Below are 23,490 nucleotides of genomic sequence, written 5' to 3' on the forward strand. Positions count from 1 at the left end.
ATTTCCCAGTAGCCGCGGCAAGCCGCGGCTTTATGATCGGCGGACTTTCAGCGGTATCGTCTCGTCAATAGCAACGGGTGCGCTGGCGCGATGCGTCGAAGGATTATGGCCCGCCTATGACGCTCCACAACCGGTGGAAGCGATACGGTGAGAAGAGCAATGCCCCCTCCTTCTGATGCAGCAACAGGACCCCGCCCCCACGCAATCATTAAGCTTAGGCTATAATCCGCGATTGCGTAGGCATCGCCCTGCAAATCCATTTACACGGCGTCCATGCCCGCGCGCGGCCTACCGTTGCTGCTAGGCCGCCCACCAAGAATTACGCCGCTTCATCGGTTAGTCGCCGCGATCTTGGCGACCTTGCGATTATCCCAATACTTCGCAGCTCCCCAAACCAATAAAACTGTACCTATAGTTAAGGTAGCATACCCGCTCCACCCTAAAGACAGCCGCAGCCAAATATATACTGCTAGAAACGTTGCCGCCGAACTCAAAATAAATACGTTTAGGCTATGCCGGCCAATGAGGCCCAGCGCCCGTAGAATAGGGTTTTGAAGATGGTCTTTTAATAAGGTTACCAGACCCGCATAGAGTAATAGAACTAGTAGAGAATGCAAAAGTCGTATTGCCCCCAATGTGCCACGGTCTGCTAAGTAAAAGTGCGGCGCATTGGGTATCGCTTTTGCGACGCCAACACCTACAAATATCGCTAGCGTGACCCAAAAGATAAGCCGTCGCTGCTCGAGCATTTGAAATAGACGAACATGTAGCTTAACGCTTCCTGCTGCCATGGGAGCGAAAAAAATCAGCTGCCATGCTAATGGATGGAACCTCCACCGATCAGCTTCGATCGGATTTGGTGAACCGCCGATCTCGGGTGCTATTCGAAAGCCAAGTTGAAAACCGCAATATATTAGTATCGAAATAATGACCAGGCCTACTGGTGAACGGCGCAGTATCCAGAGGGCCAATGGGCTTACTAACATTAGTATAATGTAGAGATGCAATATATCGACGAGAAATGGCCCCCAAGCTAATACCAGAAAGAAGGCCACCGCTCGAAATGGGTCTATAATAATCGGTGTTAGCCGGAAAACTAAATTGTATGAGACATTACTTGCCAGCGTAAAGGCGGCCGCGATGGAGAACAGCAATATGTTCCAAGCATACAGTTTTCCTGCACGCTTTAGAATCAGCGCGCCACCGTCTACTTTGTTAACATAGACCATTCCCACCATGTAGCCAGACAACGCCACAAATATCTCAGCAGCAGACGATATTGAGACCGTTGTTACTGTTGGAATTTGCGGCCCTTACAGGCCAAGCCTGCCTATCATCAGCGATAAATGATTGATGATAATGGTGACCATTGCAAAGCCGCGTATCGTATCAATCCGAGTATCGCGCTGCATGTAGAGATGTCTCCGTTCAATCTCATTGCTGTAGAAACTTGGGCGGCAGCCCCCGCCGCTGCGCTAATAACATTTCCATGTGCAGAGCAAGCACCTGATCCTCGCCTTCAAACACAGCGACGGCGCCTCGTCCCTGATCGGGCGCCGCTTTTCCTCGACGTTCGGCGACCTACTAAGTGCGACCTAGCGTGGTGGCAGGGCGTGGTGGTTAGGGGGGCGCGTTCATTATTGTGCCTGCAAAGAGTACGGGCCGGATAGCGCTGAACAGCCTATATCTTGACATGCTCTTCCCCGGGTAATCGGCGCATTGCTACGTAAAGCAGGGGCGCCCCGTCTTGATGACGTTTTGCCTAGTCCCAAAGCCGTATCCGGGTGGTTTGGAGACCACAACTGTGCAACAAAGGGCTTTTGCCGACGTCCTATTTTGATACATATTTGGCAGCGATCGATAGTTTCCGTTGGCGACCGCGTTATTGTATGACAAAATGCCATGAAAGCGTTAAGCGTGAAGTGAGTGCCAGTGTAAACTTTACTGCTGATTGCTCCGACATGCGATAGCGATTCCTGGCTTACAATTATGTAGAATAATCGGGGGGATCCATGAACTTTCGCTCAATTGCGGACTTAAACCGAGATGTTGTTGCTAATTTGCATCGACTTCCACAAGATATTGACGTCGTTGTCGGCATAGCGCGCAGCGGAATGCTACCAGCATCGCTTATTGCGCTCGCATTGAACTTACCGCTGGCGGAGATGCACCATTTTTCTACCGGAAGGCTTCTAGGTACCGGCGGTACGCGGAAAACTAAGCGTTCAAACGTTACCTTTGCTGACGTTCGCCACGCGTTGATTGTTGATGACAGCATTCATACGGGCACCTCGCTTCAAGAGGCCCGCGCATTGCTCGCGCCATTAGCGGACCAGATGAAATTAACATTTTGTGCCATTTATGCCGCAGACGCTTCGGCGGTGGGCGACGAGCTGACTTTAGTGCACTTACCGCAGCCCAGAGTATTTGAGTGGAACTTAATGCATCACCCGATACTTAACCGTGCTTGCGTTGACATTGACGGCGTACTTTGTCTTGATCCAACACATGAACAAAATGATGACGGTCAAGCCTACCTAAACTTTCTACGTGAAGCAACGGCTCGTCCCATCCCAACTATGCGGATTAAAGAACTAGTCACAAGCAGGCTAGAAAAATATCGGCCGGAGACCGAGGCCTGGCTTAAGAAGCACAATATTGATTATGAGAAACTTGTGATGCTTGATCTTCCAAGTGCTGAGGAGCGTCGCCGTCTTGGTGCACATGGTAGCTTCAAGGGTGAGTATTATCGTAAAAGCAGCGCTATCATCTTCATCGAAAGCGAACTGCGCCAAGCAGAGGAAATTGCAAGCATCAGCGGCAAGCCCGTACTGTCAATCGAGGGGCCGGTAATGTGCTACCCTGGCATATCGACCGCTTCGATATTACATAAAATTCGCGGCAATGTAGGGCCGCGTCAGAGAGCGCTACGCCTCGTCCGGCGCGTAGTAGGCGCCAAACGTTACGAGTTCGCAAAAACGCTTTTGAGACCAAGACGTGCGAATGCTTGATCTTTCTGTAGTCGGCACTAGTGTTGGCTATTGGGTAGACAGTTTGGACGCCTACCCTTTTATGTTATAGCGAGGCTGCCTCTATGGCTCACGGATCGTGGCGGCCTTGCTCAACTTTGCAGCCAGCCTTAAAAAACTTTTGGATCGCATTTTGCGACCTTGTGCCAGTTTTGCCGCTCTCCCCGCATCGGAAGAACTGCGTGATTGTGGCCGGCTTCTGCGAGGCGGGCTTCAAGTCTCTGGCCACACTGCCCCGAGCGCTGGCTCCTAGTGATATTTTGGGAAGGCGCGATGCTGGATAACGAGATAGCCTGCGGCGTTCAACGGGATCATACGGCAATTGCAGCGATCCGGCGCTTATTCAGGCGTCAGCAGCTAAGCTCTAGGCTGGCATTGACGTCTTCGGCGGACCGATCCGGGGAGGCATTGCCTGCGGCGGTTAGTCGAACAGGCTTGATACGCTCGTCTCGTCGGCGATGCGTTTGACCGCCTCGCCGAGCAGGGGTGCGATCTGTAGGTGGCGGATCTTGCCTCCGGCGCTCTTGATTGCATCGTGATTGCCAATCGAGTCGGTGATCACCAACTCGCCCAGTTCCGAGCCTTCGACCCGCGCCACCGCGCCGCCCGATAGTACGCCGTGCGTAACATATGCGACGACGTCCGCCGCACCCGCATCCTTCAGCGCGGCCGCCGCATTGCAGAGCGTGCCGGCCGAATCAACTATGTCGTCGACCAAGATGCAGAAACGGCCTTCGACTTCGCCGATGATGTTCATCACTTCTGACTCGCCGGCGCGCTCACGTCGCTTGTCGACGATCGCGAGAGGCGCGTTGTCGAGACGCTTGGCAAGTACGCGGGCGCGGACGACGCCGCCGACGTCGGGCGAGACGACCATGAGGTTCTTGCCTCTGAACCGAGCGAGAATATCGGCCGACATTACCGGCGCCGCATAGAGATTATCGGTCGGGATATCAAAGAAGCCCTGAATCTGCCCCGCATGCAGATCGACCGACAACACGCGGTTCGCACCCGCGACAGTAATGAGATTGGCGACAAGTTTGGCAGAGATTGGCGTACGTGGACCAGGCTTCCGGTCCTGTCGTGCATAGCCCATGTACGGGATCACCGCGGTAATCCGTCGCGCCGACGCACGCTTGAGAGCGTCGATCATGATGAGCAGTTCCATGAGATTGTCGTTCGCGGGATAGCCGGTTGACTGTATAACGAACACGTCCTCGCCGCGGACGTTCTCGTTGATCTCAACAAAGACCTCTTCGTCAGCGAAGCGGCGTACGCTGACGTCGGTCAACGGGATTTCCAGATAGGCGGAGATTTCCTGCGCGAGCGGCGTGTTCGAGTTGCCGGTCATCAATTTCATGAGTCTTTTTCCCGCCCAATAACGCGAACATCTAAGCGCAGGTTCCGATTAATGAAAGGGCTTGCCCAGCAGCGCTTGCTTGAAGCTATGACGTGCATGATGGTCAGCGACAACGGCCTTAAATTGATCAGTCATGCCGTCCTCGCTTGGTGTCAGGACACCGGGGTCGAGTGCATTATATCGCGCCGTACAAACCGCAGCAGAATGGCTTTGTGGAATCGTTCAATGGTCGCTTGCGCGAGGGGTGTTTGAACAAACACCTGTTCCCGTCGCTGGCGGCAGCGAGACGGATCATCGAGGCATGGCGGACGAACTACAACACCGTGCGTCCGCACAGCAGTCTTGCGGGATGACACCCGCCAACATTACGAACCGCCCCCGCGAAAGGCATATGGACACCGGAGCTAAGTTATCAGCGGCCTGAAAACGGGAGCACGTCAGGCACTCAGGCGGATGCCCGTCAAGCAAGCGGCTACAGCTCCAGGTAGTTTATCCAAACACACTGCCGCACAAAGTGCTCGGATCATCGTGCTGACGTCACCACCTGACTGTTCGTTCATGTTAATGAAATATTAACATTACAATACTGCTTGAGTCGAAGGGCGGCATGTTAACCAGCAAAAAAGGGGTCCGAAAATGCGTTACTGGATTTTCGACAAGCCGAACAAGTAATTGAGCCGCCCGGCTTGCAAAAGCCGGGCGCTTTATATGATAGACTACAAGCATTTTTGAATAACCCGATGATGGGCGCTGACCGACCGGTAGCGCCTCCGTCTTCAAGCAGCCCTCCTCGGTGAGGTTCGGCGACTGGATTATTGAAGCGCCCGTTATAATGTAGCGCAGTTGCGCCGCCTCTGGATGCCCCGCACCAAACGCTTCAAAGTCGTAACCATTGGTCAGGTTCGAGACACTTTCGCCTTTTGGAATGAAACTAGGGCTAGTCGCGGTCAGTAATCCTGCCATCTTTCGCGGATGATAATTCTGTATGGCGTACTCGCGGTCGTCTGGGGCCTCCCCATCGCTATCATACTGGCAACCTCAGTCGGCTATGGCGTTTCCCCTCGCTTCGCTCAATTTATGCGAACACATCTCGGGTTCTGACAACGGCATCATTTACCGTGATTCAGGTCATCGATAATGCACGACGACTGGAGGACGACCGAAGCTGTACGTTTTTGCGTCGACTTGGAAGCAGCCGTTCTGGCCTTATCACGGCAACGCTCAGTCCGCTTCGCGCGTGCGATATCGGTCACTGCGGGTCGGTTCAACGTAACCGTAGAGCTTGGAATGTCTGGATGTGGGCGATCGCGGAACGGCCGCTTTTCGAATGCCACGGTTCAAACCGGATACACGAAGCAATTCAGAGCAGATGACTCCTTTGGAAAGTGATGCCACCCCATGCCCATTCTCTCCGTGGCCATGATGGTTACGGAGAGAATGCTATGGGTACGTCAGAGTTCGATCCAATCGCAGGCGAACGCCGCCCCTGGAACGGCGGGCGCGAAGTGGGTGCCAAGCGTGCGCTCAAGCCGCAACAGGTCTGGGCCATTCGCTTCTTCCTCGATCAGCATCAGCGACTGGGGAATTGAGCAGTGCTCAACCTACCGATCGACAGCAAACTGCGTAAGTATGATGTAGCGACGATGAGGATCGGCGACATCGTCCTTGGTGGCTATGTCCGAACCCGACGATCGTCGTGCCGGCGAAAACCGGCAGGCCGGTGCAGTTCGAGTGATGGTTTGCCCGAATGGCAAGGCCAAGTCAGCTCTGATGCCGTCATCATTATGATTCTCCAGTGATGAAGCAATTCTGAGGTTCGGTTGTTACCCAAGGCCGGGCGGCTCCTCGCCCGCTCCAGCCTGCCCGCCATGTGTTCACATAGCGCTTCGATGCAGGCCCTTAACTAATTCTTAATTACAAAACCGTATCTGATAGACGAGGCCTTGCCCCCCGTGAAGGGTTCCCTGCTCTTCACGATGCCGCCCCAGCTGGGACGGGCAGGGAGTTTGGCTTAAGCTTTAGCCTTAAAGCCCTCAAGTCATCTGCTTATCGAATAAACCTTAACCGTTGTGCGGACCGCGATCGGCGTGACCGGGATGCTGTCCTCGGCAAGGCATGTAACAACGAACAGCCTTCACCACGGCACGCTGTCGGCATTGTAGACCATTCCCAGCACCCTGGTGCCAAATCCAGGCCATGATGGTCGGGCTGTTCGCCGCCCGCGGCGCCTCCCAAGAAGCGATCAGGCGCGGGGAAGCCACGCCGGATCTGATGCCGTCGTCATTTTTCGTTTGATGTGAAGCTATCGGGAGGCTGCTCGTTATCGACGCGCCGAGGGTACCCCAAAGGGCCTCGGTCGGCCCGCCCGCCCCCTCCCGGCTTGGGCGAGCAGTTAGGCCTCGGGTTTCCCCCGGTGGTTAGCGGCGATTACGGAGCCCATCTCGTGCGGGCGGACTGTGCCGTCACGCAGTTTCGAAAAAATCGCGGCATGATACCGCCGCAGAGATCCTCAGCCAGGAGTGCCCCAGTTGGCATCCTCGTTAGCGGCATTGGCTGTTCGAACCAGATGCTCAACGTAGTTCTGAAAAACCGGAACTGTAAACGTGACGAGCGTCGGTTCGCCCTGCGGCTCCTTAAATGTCAGGACGACGAACCGGCTGCCTTCCTCGTCAAGCACGAGTCCGACCTCCATTGCACCAGTGCCACTGGGAGTGATGATCGTGGCTGCCATGGTAGTGCCTTTCTGCTCGTCCTAGGAGCCGCTTCAGCGGAGCCGGCCCGTCAGCCTCCGTCGGTGGTCACGCTGCGTTTGCGGCCGTTTGCGAAGCGCCGCGGTCATTGGCAGCGATGGATATCGCAGTCGTGGATACGACGCGAGCTGTTACGCCTCTCGCCTGCATCCTGCGGTATTCAATATAAAGCGCGATCAAAGAAAACATGGCAACCTCGAGACGCATCTTGCTGGATGGCAGGACAGGCTCGGTACATGTGACGGCTCGCTAGTCAATTCAATTGCGTTCAATTAAATCGTGGTTGCGCCAATCGAAAGCGCACATTGTCACACCGTGAACGGAATGTCTTCGATCAGGGCGGTCAGTGAGTCGTCTTTAAAGGTATGAGGTCGCACAAGTCTATTGGGCAGGGAGATTTTCAGATGGCGCCGTTCGATCGGCTTCATGGCCCGGACTTTATGCGCCATTACAAGCAGCGTTCCCTCGAACAGAAGCTCGCTCGCTTCGTCGTTATTTTGCGCGGCTGGCATACGCACCAACGTTGCTGCCTCGGCCCAGGGAAAGTCCATTAATCGTATTCCTCAAAACGCCACGCCTTGTCGTCATACCACTTCGGCGACAATATGCTATTCATCTAGCCAGGATCGAAGACAGCAGCTACTGACCAGAACCTCCCGCGCTATGTCCGCGCCATGACCACGCGGGCGTGCTGTTCTACCTCGATCCACCCTATTGGGACTGCGAGACGGATTACGGCCAGGACATGTTCGAGCGCGCCGACTTCGACCAGCTCGCCGACCAGCTGGCCAGGATCAGGGGCGGTACATCCTGTCGATCAACGACACGCTGGGGCGCGTGCAACGTTCGCGCGGTTCCACGTCGCGACCGCCGAGGTAATGTACACTGTCGAATCAGGGGCGGCGCAGCGCGCGGGCGAGCCGTATCCAATTTCACCGCAAGTTGAGATTTTCAACAACCCGCCGGAGTTTTAGACAGACCGTTCAGATACACGGACCAGCGTTTGGGGCGGGCAGGTCTGCGCAGGCAGCAGCGTGGCAATTTCTGCTCGAGTGGAAAACGGGCCTGTATTACCGCAGGATTGCAATTCTGAAATGCGCTTGTGGCGTAGAAGACTCTCTGCGAGGCTGACCTTAGAGCCCGCCTACCCAAGACAGTGAAAGCTCGGCATCCCGCTCGCGACATTAATCCTGTCACACGAGCGGGCGGGATGCTTTACGTGTAATTAACTATCAAGCGTTTAGCCAGCGACCGAGGCTCTGGCCTTCAGTACAGCGTACCTTTTAGCGCCTCGCCATGTTTCTTCACACGGACATGCGGGGCGCTTTTGCTTAATCTAATTAGTACCTGCGGCCATTAACGCCTTCTTTACCATATGGTTTTATCAAGGATCGTCTTAGGAAAGTTCGTCGATCGCTCGTGCATTGATGATGACTATCAATGAGGTGCATCATGAATGCCTCCCACCGATCAAACTTCCCTGTAGCACAGTCTGCTGCCTACACTATGGTTAGTCAGTACGGGGTCGATGCTGCGTTCGTCGCCCAGCGCGAAGTCGATGCCAAGATTAAGCGTGGAGACCTCCATGGGGCACTTGAGCTTGATCAAGTACGCCGTGAACTCCTGGATCTTATCATAGATATAGAGCCTCCCGCGCATTACTGATCCTCCAAAGAATGACTTTGTGGAATCGTCCAATGCGCGCTTGCGCGACGAGCGTTTTAGCGCGCACCTGTTCCCGTCTTTGACGACGGTGAGACGGATCATCGGGGCATGGCGGACGGACTACAACACCGTGCGCCCTCACCGCAGTCCTCGGACTGGCACACGCCGACTTTACGCCCCCCCTCGCCACGGGCATATGGACAATGCGCTAAGTTATCAGCGGCCTTAAAACGAGAGCAGGTCACTTGTTGCCTCGTACCGCCGGACATAGGGTCCTACGCTGCCTGTTCCTCGTCGCTCAATGACCCGATCGCTGCAGCGGTGATGGCGCGATGCGCTCGCCACGTCCTCGGCGACATTCAGGACGCGGATACCGATCGCCTGGATTTGATCGACGCTGGTCACTTGCAGGTCGCCAGCACACGCGCATCATCAAAAACCTACTTATCTAAATCAAGGCGCAAGCGTCACCGGGATACAGGGCAGGTATTGGCCGTTCACTGCTTTACGACGCAGGGAAGTGCCGATGCTAAAGCTTATATTTATACCGGTAACGATCGCGTCCCTCGGGATCACGACTGGTGCGATATCGCAGTCCAGTAAGTCGACAGGTCCGGCAACATCCGCAGGCTCAAAGAGCAAGCCGACCGTGGCGCCGAAGAAGCGGCAAAGTCCGACTTACTCGACAAGGGCCAAAGTGCCGGCGAAACGCCTGCCGAATGCCCCGAATTCCAAGCTTCCGGACACTGATCCTCAGTCAATTGCAAACTCGGGTCGCAACTAGGTGAGGGTGAGGCGGAGGTTCTGACTGTTGGTCCATATCGTATGGCCAATCGCCTGGAACGTCGCTTCTAGCCTAAAGATGAGGGTGGTCTGCCCCTACTTTCACCACGGTCCGTTTATGCGGACGGCTACGGGAAGTTTGATACGTCACCACTCGAGCAGAGAGACAAAAAATTCGTCAGTTGCGGTTAATGCGCCTTTCACCGTATGGAATTACAATTACGAAATAGAGCTCCTGCATAAGTCCCCTTGTCGAAAGACAAGCACTTTTAACTCGGGGGGTTCATATGCGCTACTGGCCTATCGGTAAGCCCATCAGGGCTTAATGTTGTCAACAGCCTGAGTAGCTATCACGGTTCCTACTACCGCATTTTGCAGGGGATAGTGCAATGCGTTACTGGAACAATGGTAAGGTTCACAGGGGCTGGTGACTGATACTTGTCACTTTTAACGTAATTGATTCCAATATGCGAAATTGGAATCACGCAAAGCCCAATAACGGCTAAGCTCGAAAATGCCCGGCTTTCAAAGTCGGGCATTTTTTGCCATCAAGACCTGGTCATGTCCTTTACCGGCATCTCAAAGGTGAAGGCCCGAGGAACAAGGCCAAGCACTTTTACAGCCTTTTGCATGGCTTCGTTATGTATCGATATCGTGAAGTGGATTTCGGTAAACCACCCGTTTAGGTGAACCTTCCGAAACCGCGAAAGTACGGCAGCAAAGGCTGCAGGAGTGGTAGGCGAACCCCTAAGCAAACGTAATTGTGAGGGTTCGATCATCATGGTCCTCGCCCCAATTGATACCGCCAACGCACGTTCCGCTTTCATCAAAGGGGTCACGACACCAAAGTAAGCTTTGCGTACGTTAGGTACGAACAAATTCAGAATGGCAAGAACTCGCACGAAGCCGCCGGTCTCACAGCCGGGGCCGAACGCCAGCTCCCACGGACGCGGACGTTCGTGAGCAAAGCTGAGCAATCGCATTGGGTAATGACGATTAGCTGGTAGCGGAATGGAAACCCGTGACGCAATGATAGCGGACGTTTGCGGGTCTCAGTTCAAGCGCCCTACCGGACCAATAATGCTTTGATTTCATCGATGCCTGTGGTGCAGGCTTCACCAAGCAAAGTAGCGATGACGTCCTGCTGATCTTGGCTCAATAGGTTTACTAAGCCGCCGTCTGTTGCCTCGTCCAGTATCTGACGACAGAAACATAGCGGTACAGCAAGACCTGCATGATCCTCAAGAAAACAGTAAATGGAGCTTGCGTCATTAAGGTAGGTGGTAATCCAACTGTCCAAGGACCCATTTGAAAGCGAACTCTCGAAATGGGATAAGCCGGGTTCACTAAACGTCGCATCCCTATAATTAACAGTCTCTCTTTTTCCCATAAGCCATTCAAATGTATGCTGGCCATTTATTTTGTTTGAGAGCAAAATCTCGGACCCTTCGTAGTCCTTAATAAATGCGTTCAATATAACTTTATGGTCTCCCTTCCCAGAGCGTTTAATAGGTTGGGAGTTTCTTGATACGTGTAATGTATAAAGAGTACCACAACGAAATATTCCGTATCCCCGAACAGCATAAGCAACTCTCACCAAATAAAAGCTGGCGTAATATAGCTTGATTACAGCCCAAGAATGGTAACCCTTTCGGATCGAGACCATGGCTTCGGCAATGCTAATTGCAGCTTTATAATAAGTGCTTCTTACATCTTGCTTAAGCGCTCGCGTTAAGTCGCTCGATAGAGCATCACTTACGGACATAGCCTCAAAAGTAGATTTGTATGATTTCAGTTGTGAAGGATCTGGACATCCGAGATAGCGTTCTATGACCTCCTGAAACTGGTGACGATTAGAACTCGTATTCATCATGATCTAGAACTCGTATTCATCATGATCCGGGAGCGCGTTCAAGGAATTACTTTCAAGAAGAGTTCTAATAGCCTTTCGTGCAGTCTTCCCGTCTTTACCTCTTAATTCATCCCACGTTATAAGGCCGGACTGATCAAGACCAATAAAGTGCTTCATCGTAGGAACAGAGAAGGAGCGCTTTTCGGCGCAATGCTTGATGAGAACTTCGACAAAGAAATCTACCGCACCATTGAATCCAGCAGCTTTTAAGAAAGGATTTTTATTTGCTGAGTTCCATATCTGCTTATTGTCATAAAAGTCATACAGAGATTGAAAAAAGTTATTAATTGCTGCTTTTTGTCGCTCAAAATCTCTAATTTTATATGTGTAAAATGTTCCATTTTCTGGCTTTAGGTGTTCTTTAAGTGCCGAAACAAATGTAGAAAGTTCTATACTGCCCTGACCTCTGGGGGCACCAGGAAACTTCAACTGGTTGTACAGCGGGCTTTCTGGATCATCATTTAGTTCACGCGCGAGATCAGTAGCACGGTTAACTGCATGCGCTTCATCATCAACCACTTCGCCAAAAAGATCGTAGATCAAACTTTTTGGAACAGGCTTCTGTTCTGTGTTTATGTTCAAGAATATCTTTGCGGCATTACTAGTTGTCAAACCAACACAAAGCGTAACCAGCAATTCCTGATCACCAATTTCATCACGAACCTGAATAGCTTGCGCTAGCCCTGCTAGACGGTGCTGTCCATCAATCACCTGTGCAACGGACTTGATTATTGGCAGCGTAATCTTACCACCAGAAAATGATGGTTTGAAATTTTCATCAGTCCAGTTTAGTATAAAAGAGTTGAAAAATGTGTTTCCGTCGAGAATATACGTTCTGATACCATTAATTCGTCTTGCATTTAGAGGGCGTTGAACTGCTCCCTCTTCGTCATCGCGGCCTCGAACGGCTACATAATGAAGAGTTATGAGATCCCTGGCCTTAATGGCAAACGTAAATGCGGGAGTAGTTCCAAAAGTCGTTTCAAGATAGGAGGTGGTATAACTCTGGCTCGCACGTGGAACGCTTGTCTTAGCCATCAAATATATCTCCGGATTGACTCACTAATTAAACAATTTTCCTCCCCATGCAAATAGCCGTGCTCGGTTGTCACAGCCTGATCAATCATATGTCTGCTTCTGTGCGTTGCGACGTCGTTCCACGGGGCAGATCTCGGTGCATGCTGCCGGACCGCTCAATGGAGAGGGAATGGCCGGTTCGGGGGAAGAGCGGCGCTTTAGGCGGGAGCCGGGGAGCGGCTTACGTAGGCCGCTTTCTGACTCTGGCCGTCAAACACTGGTATGCCGGTCAGCGTCAGAGTGTCCGACAGCGCACGGTTTGGACGGGTTGCCGGACAAGATCGGCGGGCAACGGGTTTACGGACACGTTCTGTTCGCTTCTAGCGTACGCAAAACTCACTTTCGTGTCGTGACCCCTCAAAAGCCAGAATTGCGGGATGGTCCCATCTGCATGGTGGATATCTCAGCCAACCATTGCGCTGATGATCGGCACCCGCGGCGTAGGCAGCCCTCAGGCCTTCCTTGCTATGTGCGAGTTTGGTAACATGCTCCAAGCGTAGTCTCATGTTATAGTTCTTCGCCCACGCTTGAACATCATGACCCCAAAATGGCGCACACCGGTGGTCATTACCAGTCCCAGCCGCGTACGTGCCTCTGCGTGGCTGTAGATCGATGGATGCCGATACCAGGACGTGTGCTCGATACCTGACGGCGTCCATTCACGCGCGTTCGCGATCTCGGGGTTTGCGCCGTTGGCCGTAGTATCGGCCATCCCGCTTGCCCAATTATCGATCGACGGCGCCCACCGCGCCACATGGATCCTTGTACAGAACCATCGCGCCGGATGTTAAACAAAAACAGCCGCCAACCTCGCGAGGTTGACGGCTGCCTTCACACAGCTGGACACTGGGACCAGCTGTGAAATGTGCTTAGGCGAATGCGATCTTCGCCTGGCGACGACGAACGCGCATCGATGCGCCAATACCGCCGATACCGAACAGCATGATTGCCCAGGTACCAGCCTCGGGAACTGCTGCCGTCGGCTCGAAGGTCGCGGTGCCGGCATAGGAGCCGTTGCCACGCGACGTGCCGTTCACGACGATCTGGTTCGGCACACCCGAAGCGATCGCGACGTTGCTGATCTCGAAAAACTCGGCATTGTCGACAATGGTCTTCGTGGCTGCAAAGCCATTGATGAACACCGACAGGATGTCGAGATCGGTCGAGCTCGTCAACCGCGTGGTGTTCGTGCTCAGCGTGCCGCTAGCCAGACCGGTCTGATCGATAATGAAGTTGAAGGTATCCTGGAACGAGCCGGCCGCGATGCCCGAACGGCCGAAATCTGCCGAAACGGTACCATCGTTGATATCGCCGCGAACGGTGAACTCCGGATCGGCCGGAGTGAAGTCAATGGCATGGGCCGCTGGGGCCATCGCGAAGGCGGATGCGAATGCCATGGTCGAAAGCAGTAGACGCTTCATGATAATTTCCTCAAGTTTGTACTTAACGAAATAATAACGGGGGCCATGGCGGCACGCAAACCCCTCAATCGCAAAATCCAGCTATGACCTTGAGAATGTCGATTTTCGGGAAGAGCGTGCCTTTTCCATCACAGACGGCTCTTGGGAGACCGCTTCCTGCAGGCTCTGGGCAAAATTTGCTTGCAAAGGAACTGGCTCAAGACGGCCTGGACGCCGTACTTTGGCTTACGTCGGCGCAATATGAAACAGACGTTACAGCCTCGCCTAATGCCAGCTGAAGGCAGGTGATCTGTTATGTCGCAGTGACAGACGCTCTTTAGGTCAGCAGTCCTATTAGAAACATTAGGCACCCCATCCCTAAGGTCGTCCACAGCGCCCAGTTTGACATAACTCCGGCGGGCTTCAGCCAACGTAGAACCGCGCTTGAAAATCCCGCAAAGACGATGCCGGTCACAAGCACCGCACAAGGCTGCATCGGACCGTCAGGAGTTTGGGGAAGCGCCTGTATAATGAAGATTATCAAGACCATCGCAAGCATCAGGCCGCCCGCACGCTTCAAATGATCGGCGTATACATCGCTGACGTGCCGAGCGCCCGTTTCTTCGCGTGCGACACGTTCGCACTCTTCGTTCAACCATTCATATCGATCAGGCTTCATCTGGCAATCATGCCACGGGGGACGAGTGTCCGCCATTAGGCGCCAGCGGTCCGGCCACTTTTAGGTTGGGCGCCGCACCCTGTCGAAAAACACATGATTTACGACATCTCCGGTCTCGGCCTTCGCTCAATAAACGCCGCCTTCGGTCATAACATTCGACAAACCCTGTCGTTTTGATTGAGTGTTCGAGAACTTGCTTTCCGGGGTTTGTCGTACATGCTGGTTGGATGTATGCGGGTCTCGTCGACTGATGACAGCCAAACGGTCGATCTTCAGCGGGACGCGCTAGTCGCAGCCGGCGTCGATCATCGTCATTTCCATACCGACAAGGCATCCGCCGCGCGCGACGATCGGCCAGGACTGAAAGCCTGCCTCGACTATCTGAACGAGGGCGACACGCTAATCGTGTGGAAGCTCGACCGGCTTGGACGCTCTCTGCCGCAGCTACTGGCGATCGTCACCGATCTGAAGACGCGCGGTATCGCATTCCGGTCGCTGACCGAGCAGATGGATACGACCACGCCACACGGCGAACTGCTGTTCTCCCTCTTCGGCGCACTCGCACAGTATGAGCGCGCGCTGACGCGCGAGCGCGTAATGGCTGGGCTTGCTGCGGCAAAGCGTCGCGGACTCCAGGGTGGTCGCCCGCCGATGATCGATCCCGAAACCCTCGAACGCATTACAGCCGCGCTAGATGGTGGGGCCAGCAAGGTATCTGTCTATCGGACCTTCAAGGTACCGCGCTCGATGCTAATCGGCACGCTGGCCCGGATCGGCTGGACCGCACCAAGCGCATAGGGATTCCTGTTCGGTTGGGTTAGTGGTCTCAATCAACAGGAGCTAACTCAATGCGTTACGTAATCCGTAAAGACGGCGAGATGTCCACGCTGGGTGTTCACCGAAACAGCTTCGACGAAGCGCTCGCTACCGCTGATGAAATGATCGCAATGCGCGATGACGAAAAGTCGATTGCGGTGGAAGACACGTGGGAAAATCGGACGATAGACGAAGCTGAAATAGCGTCTTTGATTGCCGCAAGATCGCCGGACACGGCTGACAATGTGTGACGCAGTGCATTTAGGCGCGGTCGTTGGGGGATACGAGTGAACGGTTACGTGGAATTCTACAGTCTTGAGGGTGATCCGATCGTTGTAAACGTCGATCGCGTAAACTTTGTGCGCCGTTTCAAAGGTGGCAATGATGCAAGTGCTGTAAACTTTGAGAAGGGCAATTATGTAGTGGTCAAGGGAAACCTCGCATCAGTGATGAAAACCCTCCAAGAGGGATAGCCGTTTTCCTGTCAGGCTCTATCGTCACAGTTCAACTGCCTAATGGAGGCGAACCGGACCACAATAGGGATCAACCTTTTGGTTGATCATACTGGTACATCAAATGCGCGTATTTCTAATGGCCATGCTACTCACGCTCGGTGCTTGCAACGATCACAAGAGGCCCAATTCTTTCGACGCCAAGCCGGACGAGAACAGCGCAACTCCCTACAACGGCGTGCCGTTAGGAGAGCAAAAGAAATAACTGCCTGGGGTGGCCGGCCTTTAATTCTAAAGGCCGGCCTGCAATCACTCTGCGGTGTCGTCGGCTTTGCGCTTACGCGGTGCAGGCTTTGCCGCTTCTGGCTTGGCCTCATTCGTCTGACCGGGCTTCCGACCCAGGCCAATGCTCTTGGCCATGGTGCGGCGCGCCTCAGAATAGGTAGGAGCGACCATGGGGTAATCAGCCTTCAGGCCATAACGCTCGCGATATTCCACTGGCGTCATGCCGTTAGTGGCGAGGTGACGGCGCAGCGTCTTGTACGGCTTGCCATCGATCATGCTGATGATGTGATCGGGGCTGGCGAGGGACTTCCGGGCCGTTACCGCGCCAACGTATTCCTTGGGCTCTTCCGCAGGGCTTTCTTCGGTCTGCGAACCGCCAACAAGCGACTGAACGCTGCTGTGCATCTGCGATAGAAATGCAGGAACGTCGTCGGCCGACGTACGGGTATTTGGATTGCTGAGCCAAGCGATTGTCAGCTCGGTAGCGAGTTCAACAGCGTTGGGCTGGTAGGTATCGTCAGACATTAAGTGCTCCATTTAGCTGGCGGGTAAGTAGGGCGCCCTGAATGATCGCACAACCTTTCAAAAAGCTATTCTGTGAGGTCTCTTTTACGGATGAGATCGACTGGCTTACGATCAAAACGGCTGAGAGAACCGCCGATTTAGAGTTCACCGGAGATATAACGTCAGCGAAGGGCGGTTCTTGGGGGTAAGTCGAGCCGGTTTGGTCTTTTCAATCTTCAGACCAAGACCGCTAGTCACGTGGACTTCCCCGTCCTCTGCCGATCGCTATTCGTGCCTGACACACGCTTGCAATTTTTTGGCTCCGCAACTTGGATACGGTCTGAACGCCAGTCTAGACCGCTTTTTTTAGAGGCTCCGGCAGCTTGCCATCGGGCAGGGTCTCGCGGAGATGGCCATGGATCATCTGCGCATTGAACGGCTTGGACACGAATGTCGCCTTCTCGGGTAAGTCACCCGTCTTCGGCCGGAGGTGGCCGCTGCCGATGACGATCTCGATCCAGGGGTAGTTCTCTGCGACGTGGTGGGCGAGCGCAAACCCGTTAGTGTCACCCGGCATATCGACGTCTGAGAAGAGCAGGGTGATTGTGTGCGCGTACTCGGGGAGCATCGCGATCGCAGCATCGCCGTGATCCGCTTCATAGGTGCGGAAACCCGCATCTTCGAGAATACCTGTGACATCCATGAGGATGAACGGGTCATCGTCAACGGCAAGTGCATAGGGGACTGTTGATAGGGACATGCCGCACTAACCCGTCACGTGCCAAAACGGCTCCGACGGATCTCTGGCTTTGACATTTTCAAGCCATCTTTGCGAATGCAAACGCCTGATTGGCCCATTGGCCGAAAGGACCCAGACAATAAAATGCCCCGCTGCGGGGGGGGCAGCGGGACGCTTTAGAACCAGCGGGCCAAAGGGGGGGGGAGTGCCCGGCCGGTTATGACATCAACAGTGCAGGCCGGCGTCGGTTCCGCGCATAGTTACGAAAATGCCCTGCCAATCTGAAGACCGACAGGGCATTGCGAGCTCTCACCGCCGTTCCCCCCGAAAGGGCAGGACGCTTCCAGCGTATTTAGAAACTGCCTAGCTTGTAGTGTGTTCCCCGGCGCTCGTCTGTGATGCTGGACCATGTGAACGGTCGCCCCGGCATCAGCGGCATAGTCGGTGATGACGCCCGCCCCTACAAGAAGGCCACCTTACCCTCTCAGCTTCCGCTCGAAGCGCTTCCATTGGCGTTCGTCCCGACCGTAACCGGGAAAGGACGGCGGTAGTGGCGTCGGTGCGATCCTGCTTGGCCTACTGTCGCAAGCCGAACATCGCAGATATCCGGGGAGGCATTCGACCGACATGTTCTTGCGTTTGAGGTAGCACCATCTTGCTAGAACCAGGCGGTGCACGACGCCCTTACGCCCGCACTTGGAGCATACGCACCCCACATTAGCTTCGTGCTTCGTGAAATCCCCAGCGTCTTAAACTACGTGTTGCCCACAGGATCACCAGGGCAAAGCCATCTGCGCCGTTTCAGTGTCTACAGGCTGATATAGAGTGCCGTAGACATGCCTTGCCACTTCCAGGCGTGCGTCTGCTCTCAGTCCCTCGCGCGGGGCGGTAAGGCCGATCAAAGCCCATGCAGGCGCGTCCTCGATAATGGCCGCAATCCGCTCCGGCGAAATCACGCTAGCCATCAGAAGCAATCGGTCGAGAACTTGCCGTACGGCGACAGCCCACGCCGCGCGAACTCTGCTTCAATCGGCGCCAGGCGGGTCTCAGGACCGTCTTCTAAGCATTGGAAAAAGATGGTCTGCATCTCGCAAGGCCGAAGCTCTGGCAAGATCTCGGCAATCAGAGTGTGAGTCTGACTGAGGGGCTGTGCGCCGTCGCGCATCGACTCGAGTGCGTGTTCCATACCCGGATCATAGCGGAACATAAAGAGAACGCTAGTGTGATCCTAACTTTTCAACCCGGAGGTTTAATCAGCCTTTTTAACTGCTTTTGCAGCGTCGCGATTCGTTAGAAGGATATCTGCATCACGAATGCAGTCATTCTATCGCTGTAGAAACGATGCACTTTCTGAAATTTATCCGAAAAAGGCGCTGGCGATTTGATCTAGTGAACCTGCGCCCAATCTGCGAATTAGACCGTTGCGTTCATAACGTCCCGGAGCAGTATTGGAGAAGTGAAATGGCACTAGAAAACATTGTTAACGCGGCCAAGTCTGCTTTGAAGGATGTCGTCTCGTCGCCATCCGCTGACCCAATTTCCGACCGCGACGAGGTTTTGCAGGATTTAAATCTGGCCGAAAAGGCATGGGCAACCGACGGTGTTCATTCAGGAACATGGTTCGTCCGTGACGGCGAGCATGTTGCCCTCACGCCTACGACGCGAAATGGGGCGACACTGACGATCGGTGGTCAAACGACGAACTTCATTCCCGTTGACCGCTTTGCCGATTACCTGGTGAACATGCGGGCCGCTATCGAAGCAGGCGAATTTGATCGCGAGATAGCAGGTGCGCTCCATGGTTCGGCTAACGTCGGGGGAATTGCCGAGGTTGCGCTTCCGCGGGCTAGAGAAGGCAGCCCGCAAGATATCCGACAAGTGCAACAGGATGCTGTATTAATTCGTGAGGGGCGCAATCCGGACGGATCGCTATCTGCAGTCGTGCGCAGTGGATCGTAGCAACTACTGCGAACAGAGTGGCTCGGCAGGCCTGGGGAGGGGGCCCTGCCTCACCTGTCAATTTTCTAAAAACTGTTCGCGATTGTACCGATAGTCGTGTCGGCGCACGCGACTATTACGCCACTACGTTCGTTGCAACCGCTTGGGCAAACTTTCATGGCCCCACATTGAAGGAGCAACACGATGTCGGACCTCAACCTACACGACTTGTCAAAGAAGATGGCGAAGTTGGACTTCACGATGATGGCCACTCGCTCACCCAATGGCACCCTAACAGCCCGCCCGATGAGCAACAACGGCGATGTCGAATACCAAGGCGACAGCTACTTCTTCGCCTACCAAAACTCGCGAAAGATTGCTGACCTGCGTGCCGATCCGCACGTCACGCTTAGCTATACCGGCGCCGTCGGTATGCTCGGCGGTCCCCCGTTGTTTGTAACTGTCGAAGGTGCCGCTGCGCTGATCGAGGACAAGGCTGCATTCGCCGATCACTGGACCAAGGATCTCGATCGGTACTTTCCCGAGGGCATCGACACACCTGGTGTCGTGATGATCCGTGTCGATGCAAAGGCGATCCGCTACTGGGATGGTAGCGACGAGGGTGAGATCACCATCTGAGCGAGGCACCTAAAGCCCGTACCATACAGGACTTCCGCGGCATTGTCGCGGAAGTCCTAAGTTTCGCGACAGAGCCCTAAGTGATCGTATTCTTTCGTGTGCTGCTGTCGCAAAAGTCGTTTGCAAAATGCTTTTATTCTAATACAATTTTGCGACATGCTGATTGGCTATGCTCGTGTGTCCACCGATGACCAAGATCTCCGCCTGCAACGCGCCACGTTGAAGGAGGCTGGATGCAAGCAGACGTTTGAGGAAAAGATCTCGGGCGCAAAGCGTGACCGGCCCCAGCTTGCTAAAATGATCGAGCAGCTGCGTGACGAAGACACGGTGGTGGTGACGCGGCTTGACCGGCTGGCACGTTCGACCCGCAACCTGCTCGATATTGCCGAGAGACTGAAGGAGGTCGGCGCCGGTCTGCGCTCGCTGGCCGAGCCCTGGGCGGATACGACGTCGCCTGCGGGCCGCATGGTCCTGACCGTGTTCGCCGGCATCGCCGAGTTTGAGCGCGAGCTGATCCACCAGCGCACCAGCAGCGGACGGGTAGCGGCCAAGGCAAGAGGGGTGCGCTTCGGCCGTCCGCCCAAGCTCACCCCCGATCAGATCGCGCTAGGGGAACGGCTGGTGAGCGAAGGCACGTCGGTGCGCGAGGCCGCCAAGCTGCTCAAATGCCACCATGCCACACTCTACCGGGCGCTGACAGCAGCAACGGTGGTTCCATGACGCGGTGGACTGTGCAGCCTGACGTTTCGGCAGGGAAGGCCTGATGCCTATCCGGCCCGAGCACGTGTTCTTGTACCCGATCGACTGGGTGCAGCTATCGCACCAGGTACGCTTTGTGCGGGCGGGAGGACACTGCGAGCATTGTGGACGTCCCCACAGACAGAAGGTCTTCCACCTAGGCGACGGACGGTGGTGGGATCGGAACCGGCAATACTGGCGCAATGGCCGGGGCCGGCGCGTGCGACGACCTACGGAGAACATTCTGGTACAAGGCCGGTGGACACCGGTGGTCCTAGCCTGTGCGCACCTCAATCATGATCCGAGCGACAGTACGCTTCACCAGCTCGCAGCGCTCTGCCAGCGCTGCCACATGCTCCACGATGGCCCGGAGCATCGACGCCGGCGCTGGATGAACGCACACTATCGGCGTGCGCTGGGCGATCTCTTCTACGGCCCATACCCCAAGCTGGGAGACGACTGGATCACGCCCACCCCGCTCAGCATGCTCGACGATCACCGCAGTGGAACGTTCTCCCGTTGACACCCGTTTCACTTATTGCGTTTACAACTCGCACTTACTAGATGGCTTCCGCCCTGGGAGATGAAACATGGCCGCCGTGGCCTTCAATATCGACGAGGCCTACGAGCCTACTGCACACGAGATCGAGGCGGCCGGTAACGCCGCGCGTGCACTGTCGAGGGTTGATTCCAGCCGCCCTATTCACATGACTGTAGAAGGGGCAGGCGAGGACGTTATCAGCCTGCCGTCTGGTGTGTTCAACAGCATCGTCAAGATGCTGGTTGAGATCGGCAACGGTCATGCCGTCACTGTCGTGCCGGTACAGGCAGAGCTTACAACTAGCCAAGCAGCCGACCTGCTCAACATGTCGCGTCCACACCTCATCAAGCTCTTAGAACGCGGTGATCTGCCGTTCCGGATGGTCGGCACGCATCGTAAACTGCTCGGACGCGACGTGCTGACCTACCGCAGCCGCATGGATGCGGCCCGGCATGAGGCCCTGCAGGAAATGGCGAATCTGGATCAGGAAGCTGGCCTCTTCGACGATCACGCGCCTCTCGATCGTCCCTGATGCTGGTCGGCCGCTACACCGTCCTGCTCGATGCCAACGTCATGCACCCCTCCATCGTGCGGGGTGCGCTTTTGTGGTTCGCCGCCAGCCGGCTGTTCCGTCCGCTCTGGAGCGAGGCCATCCTGGCCGAGTGGGAGGAAAGCTTAAGGCGACGGTTTGCCGATCTGGCAGCTGACCATTTCCAACGGCAGCGGACCTACATGGACAGCTTCGGAGAGGCGCTGGTGGAAGGCTATGAACCGCTGATGCCTGCCCTGACACTGCCTGATCCTAAGGACGTCCATGTTCTTGCAGCAGCGATTCACGGCAGAGCCGATGCGATTGTCACGTACAACCTCAAGGATTTTCCGGTCGAAGCGGCCGCCCGCCACGGTATCGAGGTGAAGCATCCCGACGACTTCATCGTTAATGTCATCGACCTTGATACGGCCAAGGCGCTGACCGCAATCGGCAGCCAGCGCCGTCAGTTTCGCAATCCCGCTGTCACCGCCGAGGATTACCTCGACCGCTTTCGGAAAAGCGGTTTGGTCCAAGCGAGCCACCGACTGCAACCCCTTGTCGAGCTATTTTGAATGAGGGTTTTGACACCAGTAAGCGCTTGAAAGGCGGTGACCCATCTCAAGCGTCAGAACCGTCCGAGACCGTTGAAAAAGGCCTGCGCGAAATTGGCGTGGCGGATGTCTGGTAACGCCGGACACCGGAGGATGCGCCGCGTGTCAGACCGGCACGGCCTGCCGGGCCAGCAGCTGAAGGTTGTATGCCGCGGCAGCCATGGTGAACTTCTCGGCTGCTCCGGCGAGGCCTCGCAGCTTAAGCGTTCGTAGCCTTAGGTTGCGTTTCAGGTGGCCGAACACGCGCTCGATCCGCTGTCTTCGACGCCGCGCGTGCACATAGGCGTCGGTGCCGGCAAGGGCGCGCACGGTATCGCGAGCACCCTCGCTGACGAGGCGGGTAGCATCACGCCGTCCCTGCCGTCCGTCGTTACAACCGATCAGGTAGCCGCTAAGCTCAGCTGGGAGGAACACCCAACGCCTCGCTGTCCATGCCCTCCGCATGGAGCAGCTACTCCAACGCTTTGCAGACAACCGACCCGAGCGACCAAACGGGCGGGGTAAAACGCCGCTCGCCATCGTGATCGTCGACCGCGAAGGCCGGCCAATTCCCAATAATTGTGCGGTGGTATCCAGTTTCGCATGGGGGCTTCCACTCGCCCTGTCCGGTGATCCGGCCGCGCTTAGTGAATGGGAGCAGGCCGGCACGAAACTCCAGGACGCGCTGCATAACTGCTTAAACGCCGCGCCTTTTTCCAATCGGTGTCGATAGGCGTACTCGTCAAAGCGTTCTCTATCTTCCTCACGGATACGAAGGCTGTAGTGATTGGGATATAGTAACGTCCGCCGCTCCCGCTTTTTCGCCTTCTTCGGCTCCACGACGGCTGTAGAAACCTCGGGTGCTTCTGGTTCCGATTCTGGTTCGTTTTCGGGCGGGGAAGTGGTCATCATAGTGACAGGTTCGTGCGCTTTAATCAGGTCCCGCAAAGCTTCAGTGAGACGCTCTAGAGCGGTTTCTCACCGTGCTGAATCATAAGGGGATTCCCGTCGCTGCGGTTTTCTGATTCAGGTGCGTGCCGGTGCAGGAGGCTGGCATGGAT

Annotated in this window: 27 protein-coding genes and 1 pseudogene; 12 read left to right on the plus strand and 16 right to left on the minus strand. The window is 55.2% G+C overall.

The features are described from left to right. Positions 1-329 precede the first annotated feature (329 nt). Positions 330-1,304: an OpgC domain-containing protein gene (gene opgC, locus FHY04_RS20850; RefSeq protein WP_183937781.1), complete on the minus strand. Its 975-nt coding sequence runs from the start codon at positions 1,302-1,304 to the stop codon at positions 330-332. A gap of 708 nt (positions 1,305-2,012) precedes the next feature. On the opposite strand from opgC, the gene FHY04_RS20855 reads away from it, so the two are divergent. After that, a complete protein-coding gene (locus FHY04_RS20855) occupies positions 2,013-3,011 on the plus strand; it encodes a phosphoribosyltransferase family protein (RefSeq protein WP_183937743.1) in 999 nt (332 codons plus the stop codon). Between the two features lie 439 nt (positions 3,012-3,450). On the opposite strand, the gene FHY04_RS20860 is transcribed toward FHY04_RS20855, so the two are convergent. Further along, positions 3,451-4,389 (minus strand): ribose-phosphate pyrophosphokinase, encoded by a 939-nt coding sequence (locus FHY04_RS20860; protein ID WP_183937745.1) that lies wholly within the window; start codon positions 4,387-4,389, stop codon positions 3,451-3,453. A gap of 96 nt (positions 4,390-4,485) precedes the next feature. Here FHY04_RS20860 and FHY04_RS20865 point away from each other — a divergent pair. Then, positions 4,486-4,739: pseudogene (locus FHY04_RS20865) on the plus strand (integrase core domain-containing protein); the annotation flags it as partial. A gap of 211 nt (positions 4,740-4,950) precedes the next feature. On the opposite strand, the gene FHY04_RS20870 reads toward FHY04_RS20865, so the two are convergent. Then, positions 4,951-5,352, minus strand: coding sequence for a hypothetical protein (locus FHY04_RS20870; protein WP_183937746.1), 402 nt, complete (start codon positions 5,350-5,352; stop codon positions 4,951-4,953). 479 nt (positions 5,353-5,831) lie between these two features. Here FHY04_RS20870 and FHY04_RS23000 point away from each other — a divergent pair, with 479 nt between their 5' ends. Continuing rightward, positions 5,832-5,978, plus strand: a complete 147-nt coding sequence (locus FHY04_RS23000) for a hypothetical protein (RefSeq protein WP_311725856.1) — start codon at positions 5,832-5,834, stop codon at positions 5,976-5,978. Positions 5,979-6,898: 920 nt separating this feature from the next. Here FHY04_RS23000 and FHY04_RS20880 read toward each other — a convergent pair. Together FHY04_RS20880 and FHY04_RS20885 are read right to left on the minus strand one after the other, a co-directional pair. Then, positions 6,899-7,120: a hypothetical protein gene (locus FHY04_RS20880; protein WP_183937748.1), complete on the minus strand. Its 222-nt coding sequence runs from the start codon at positions 7,118-7,120 to the stop codon at positions 6,899-6,901. 327 nt (positions 7,121-7,447) lie between these two features. Continuing rightward, on the minus strand, positions 7,448-7,690 hold the full coding sequence (locus tag FHY04_RS20885) for a hypothetical protein (RefSeq protein WP_183937749.1): 243 nt from the start codon (positions 7,688-7,690) through the stop codon (positions 7,448-7,450). Positions 7,691-8,796: 1,106 nt separating this feature from the next. Here FHY04_RS20885 and FHY04_RS23115 point away from each other — a divergent pair. Further along, complete coding sequence (locus tag FHY04_RS23115) at positions 8,797-9,033, plus strand: integrase core domain-containing protein (protein WP_409349187.1); 237 nt, start codon at positions 8,797-8,799, stop codon at positions 9,031-9,033. Positions 9,034-10,135: 1,102 nt separating this feature from the next. On the opposite strand, the gene FHY04_RS20895 is transcribed toward FHY04_RS23115, so the two are convergent. From FHY04_RS20895 to FHY04_RS20920, 6 genes are all read right to left on the minus strand, one after another. After that, the gene (locus tag FHY04_RS20895) at positions 10,136-10,570 is read right to left on the minus strand and encodes a hypothetical protein (RefSeq protein WP_183937753.1); all 435 of its coding nucleotides are present in this window, start codon (positions 10,568-10,570) and stop codon (positions 10,136-10,138) included. A gap of 83 nt (positions 10,571-10,653) precedes the next feature. Then, complete coding sequence (locus tag FHY04_RS20900) at positions 10,654-11,460, minus strand: hypothetical protein (RefSeq protein WP_183937755.1); 807 nt, start codon at positions 11,458-11,460, stop codon at positions 10,654-10,656. Between the two features lie 3 nt (positions 11,461-11,463). Continuing rightward, the gene (locus FHY04_RS20905; RefSeq protein WP_183937756.1) at positions 11,464-12,537 is read right to left on the minus strand and encodes a DGQHR domain-containing protein; all 1,074 of its coding nucleotides are present in this window, start codon (positions 12,535-12,537) and stop codon (positions 11,464-11,466) included. A gap of 541 nt (positions 12,538-13,078) precedes the next feature. Further along, positions 13,079-13,288: a hypothetical protein gene (locus tag FHY04_RS20910; RefSeq protein ID WP_183937758.1), complete on the minus strand. Its 210-nt coding sequence runs from the start codon at positions 13,286-13,288 to the stop codon at positions 13,079-13,081. A gap of 157 nt (positions 13,289-13,445) precedes the next feature. Continuing rightward, complete coding sequence (locus tag FHY04_RS20915; RefSeq protein WP_183937760.1) at positions 13,446-13,997, minus strand: FxDxF family PEP-CTERM protein; 552 nt, start codon at positions 13,995-13,997, stop codon at positions 13,446-13,448. A 316-nt stretch (positions 13,998-14,313) separates the two neighbouring features. Beyond that, entirely contained in the window at positions 14,314-14,655 is a 342-nt protein-coding gene (locus tag FHY04_RS20920) for a hypothetical protein (RefSeq protein WP_183937762.1), read from the minus strand. Between the two features lie 216 nt (positions 14,656-14,871). Here FHY04_RS20920 and FHY04_RS20925 point away from each other — a divergent pair, with 216 nt between their 5' ends. Next, the gene (locus FHY04_RS20925) at positions 14,872-15,453 is read left to right on the plus strand and encodes a recombinase family protein (protein WP_183937763.1); all 582 of its coding nucleotides are present in this window, start codon (positions 14,872-14,874) and stop codon (positions 15,451-15,453) included. A gap of 50 nt (positions 15,454-15,503) precedes the next feature. Beyond that, a complete protein-coding gene (locus tag FHY04_RS20930; protein WP_183937765.1) occupies positions 15,504-15,722 on the plus strand; it encodes a hypothetical protein in 219 nt (72 codons plus the stop codon). A 510-nt stretch (positions 15,723-16,232) separates the two neighbouring features. On the opposite strand, the gene FHY04_RS20935 is transcribed toward FHY04_RS20930, so the two are convergent. The 4 genes from FHY04_RS20935 to FHY04_RS22810 form a co-directional block, all read right to left on the minus strand. Further along, complete coding sequence (locus FHY04_RS20935) at positions 16,233-16,733, minus strand: MucR family transcriptional regulator (protein ID WP_183937767.1); 501 nt, start codon at positions 16,731-16,733, stop codon at positions 16,233-16,235. Positions 16,734-17,064: 331 nt separating this feature from the next. Further along, on the minus strand, positions 17,065-17,472 hold the full coding sequence (locus FHY04_RS20940; RefSeq protein WP_183937769.1) for a response regulator: 408 nt from the start codon (positions 17,470-17,472) through the stop codon (positions 17,065-17,067). 752 nt (positions 17,473-18,224) lie between these two features. Beyond that, positions 18,225-18,416: a DUF6771 family protein gene (locus FHY04_RS23120; RefSeq protein ID WP_056405810.1), complete on the minus strand. Its 192-nt coding sequence runs from the start codon at positions 18,414-18,416 to the stop codon at positions 18,225-18,227. Next, on the minus strand, positions 18,416-18,538 hold the full coding sequence (locus FHY04_RS22810) for a hypothetical protein (protein WP_260171700.1): 123 nt from the start codon (positions 18,536-18,538) through the stop codon (positions 18,416-18,418). The genes FHY04_RS23120 and FHY04_RS22810 overlap by 1 nt, the downstream gene beginning before the upstream one ends. A 254-nt stretch (positions 18,539-18,792) precedes the next feature. Here FHY04_RS22810 and FHY04_RS20950 point away from each other — a divergent pair, with 254 nt between their 5' ends. The 6 genes from FHY04_RS20950 (at position 18,793) to FHY04_RS20975 (ending at position 22,411) form a co-directional block, all read left to right on the plus strand. Beyond that, the gene (locus FHY04_RS20950) at positions 18,793-19,410 is read left to right on the plus strand and encodes a hypothetical protein (RefSeq protein WP_183937771.1); all 618 of its coding nucleotides are present in this window, start codon (positions 18,793-18,795) and stop codon (positions 19,408-19,410) included. 183 nt (positions 19,411-19,593) lie between these two features. Further along, positions 19,594-20,028 carry a pyridoxamine 5'-phosphate oxidase family protein gene (locus FHY04_RS20955; protein WP_183937773.1) on the plus strand — a complete coding sequence of 145 codons (435 nt, stop codon included), beginning with the start codon at positions 19,594-19,596 and terminating at the stop codon, positions 20,026-20,028. A 156-nt stretch (positions 20,029-20,184) separates the two neighbouring features. After that, complete coding sequence (locus FHY04_RS20960) at positions 20,185-20,748, plus strand: recombinase family protein (RefSeq protein ID WP_183937775.1); 564 nt, start codon at positions 20,185-20,187, stop codon at positions 20,746-20,748. A gap of 409 nt (positions 20,749-21,157) precedes the next feature. Beyond that, the gene (locus tag FHY04_RS22815) at positions 21,158-21,289 is read left to right on the plus strand and encodes a hypothetical protein (RefSeq protein ID WP_260171702.1); all 132 of its coding nucleotides are present in this window, start codon (positions 21,158-21,160) and stop codon (positions 21,287-21,289) included. Between the two features lie 67 nt (positions 21,290-21,356). Further along, the gene (locus tag FHY04_RS20970) at positions 21,357-21,839 is read left to right on the plus strand and encodes a helix-turn-helix domain-containing protein (RefSeq protein WP_183937777.1); all 483 of its coding nucleotides are present in this window, start codon (positions 21,357-21,359) and stop codon (positions 21,837-21,839) included. Beyond that, positions 21,839-22,411 carry a putative toxin-antitoxin system toxin component, PIN family gene (locus FHY04_RS20975; protein ID WP_183937779.1) on the plus strand — a complete coding sequence of 191 codons (573 nt, stop codon included), beginning with the start codon at positions 21,839-21,841 and terminating at the stop codon, positions 22,409-22,411. Before FHY04_RS20970 ends, FHY04_RS20975 begins: the two co-directional genes overlap by 1 nt. Positions 22,412-22,555: 144 nt before the next feature. On the opposite strand, the gene FHY04_RS22820 is transcribed toward FHY04_RS20975, so the two are convergent. Further along, positions 22,556-23,341: a transposase gene (locus tag FHY04_RS22820; protein ID WP_260171703.1), complete on the minus strand. Its 786-nt coding sequence runs from the start codon at positions 23,339-23,341 to the stop codon at positions 22,556-22,558. Positions 23,342-23,490: the final 149 nt, after the last annotated feature.

The sequence above is a fragment of the Sphingomonas sp. BK481 genome, from assembly GCF_014194875.1.
Lineage (GTDB): Bacteria > Pseudomonadota > Alphaproteobacteria > Sphingomonadales > Sphingomonadaceae > Sphingomonas > Sphingomonas aerolata.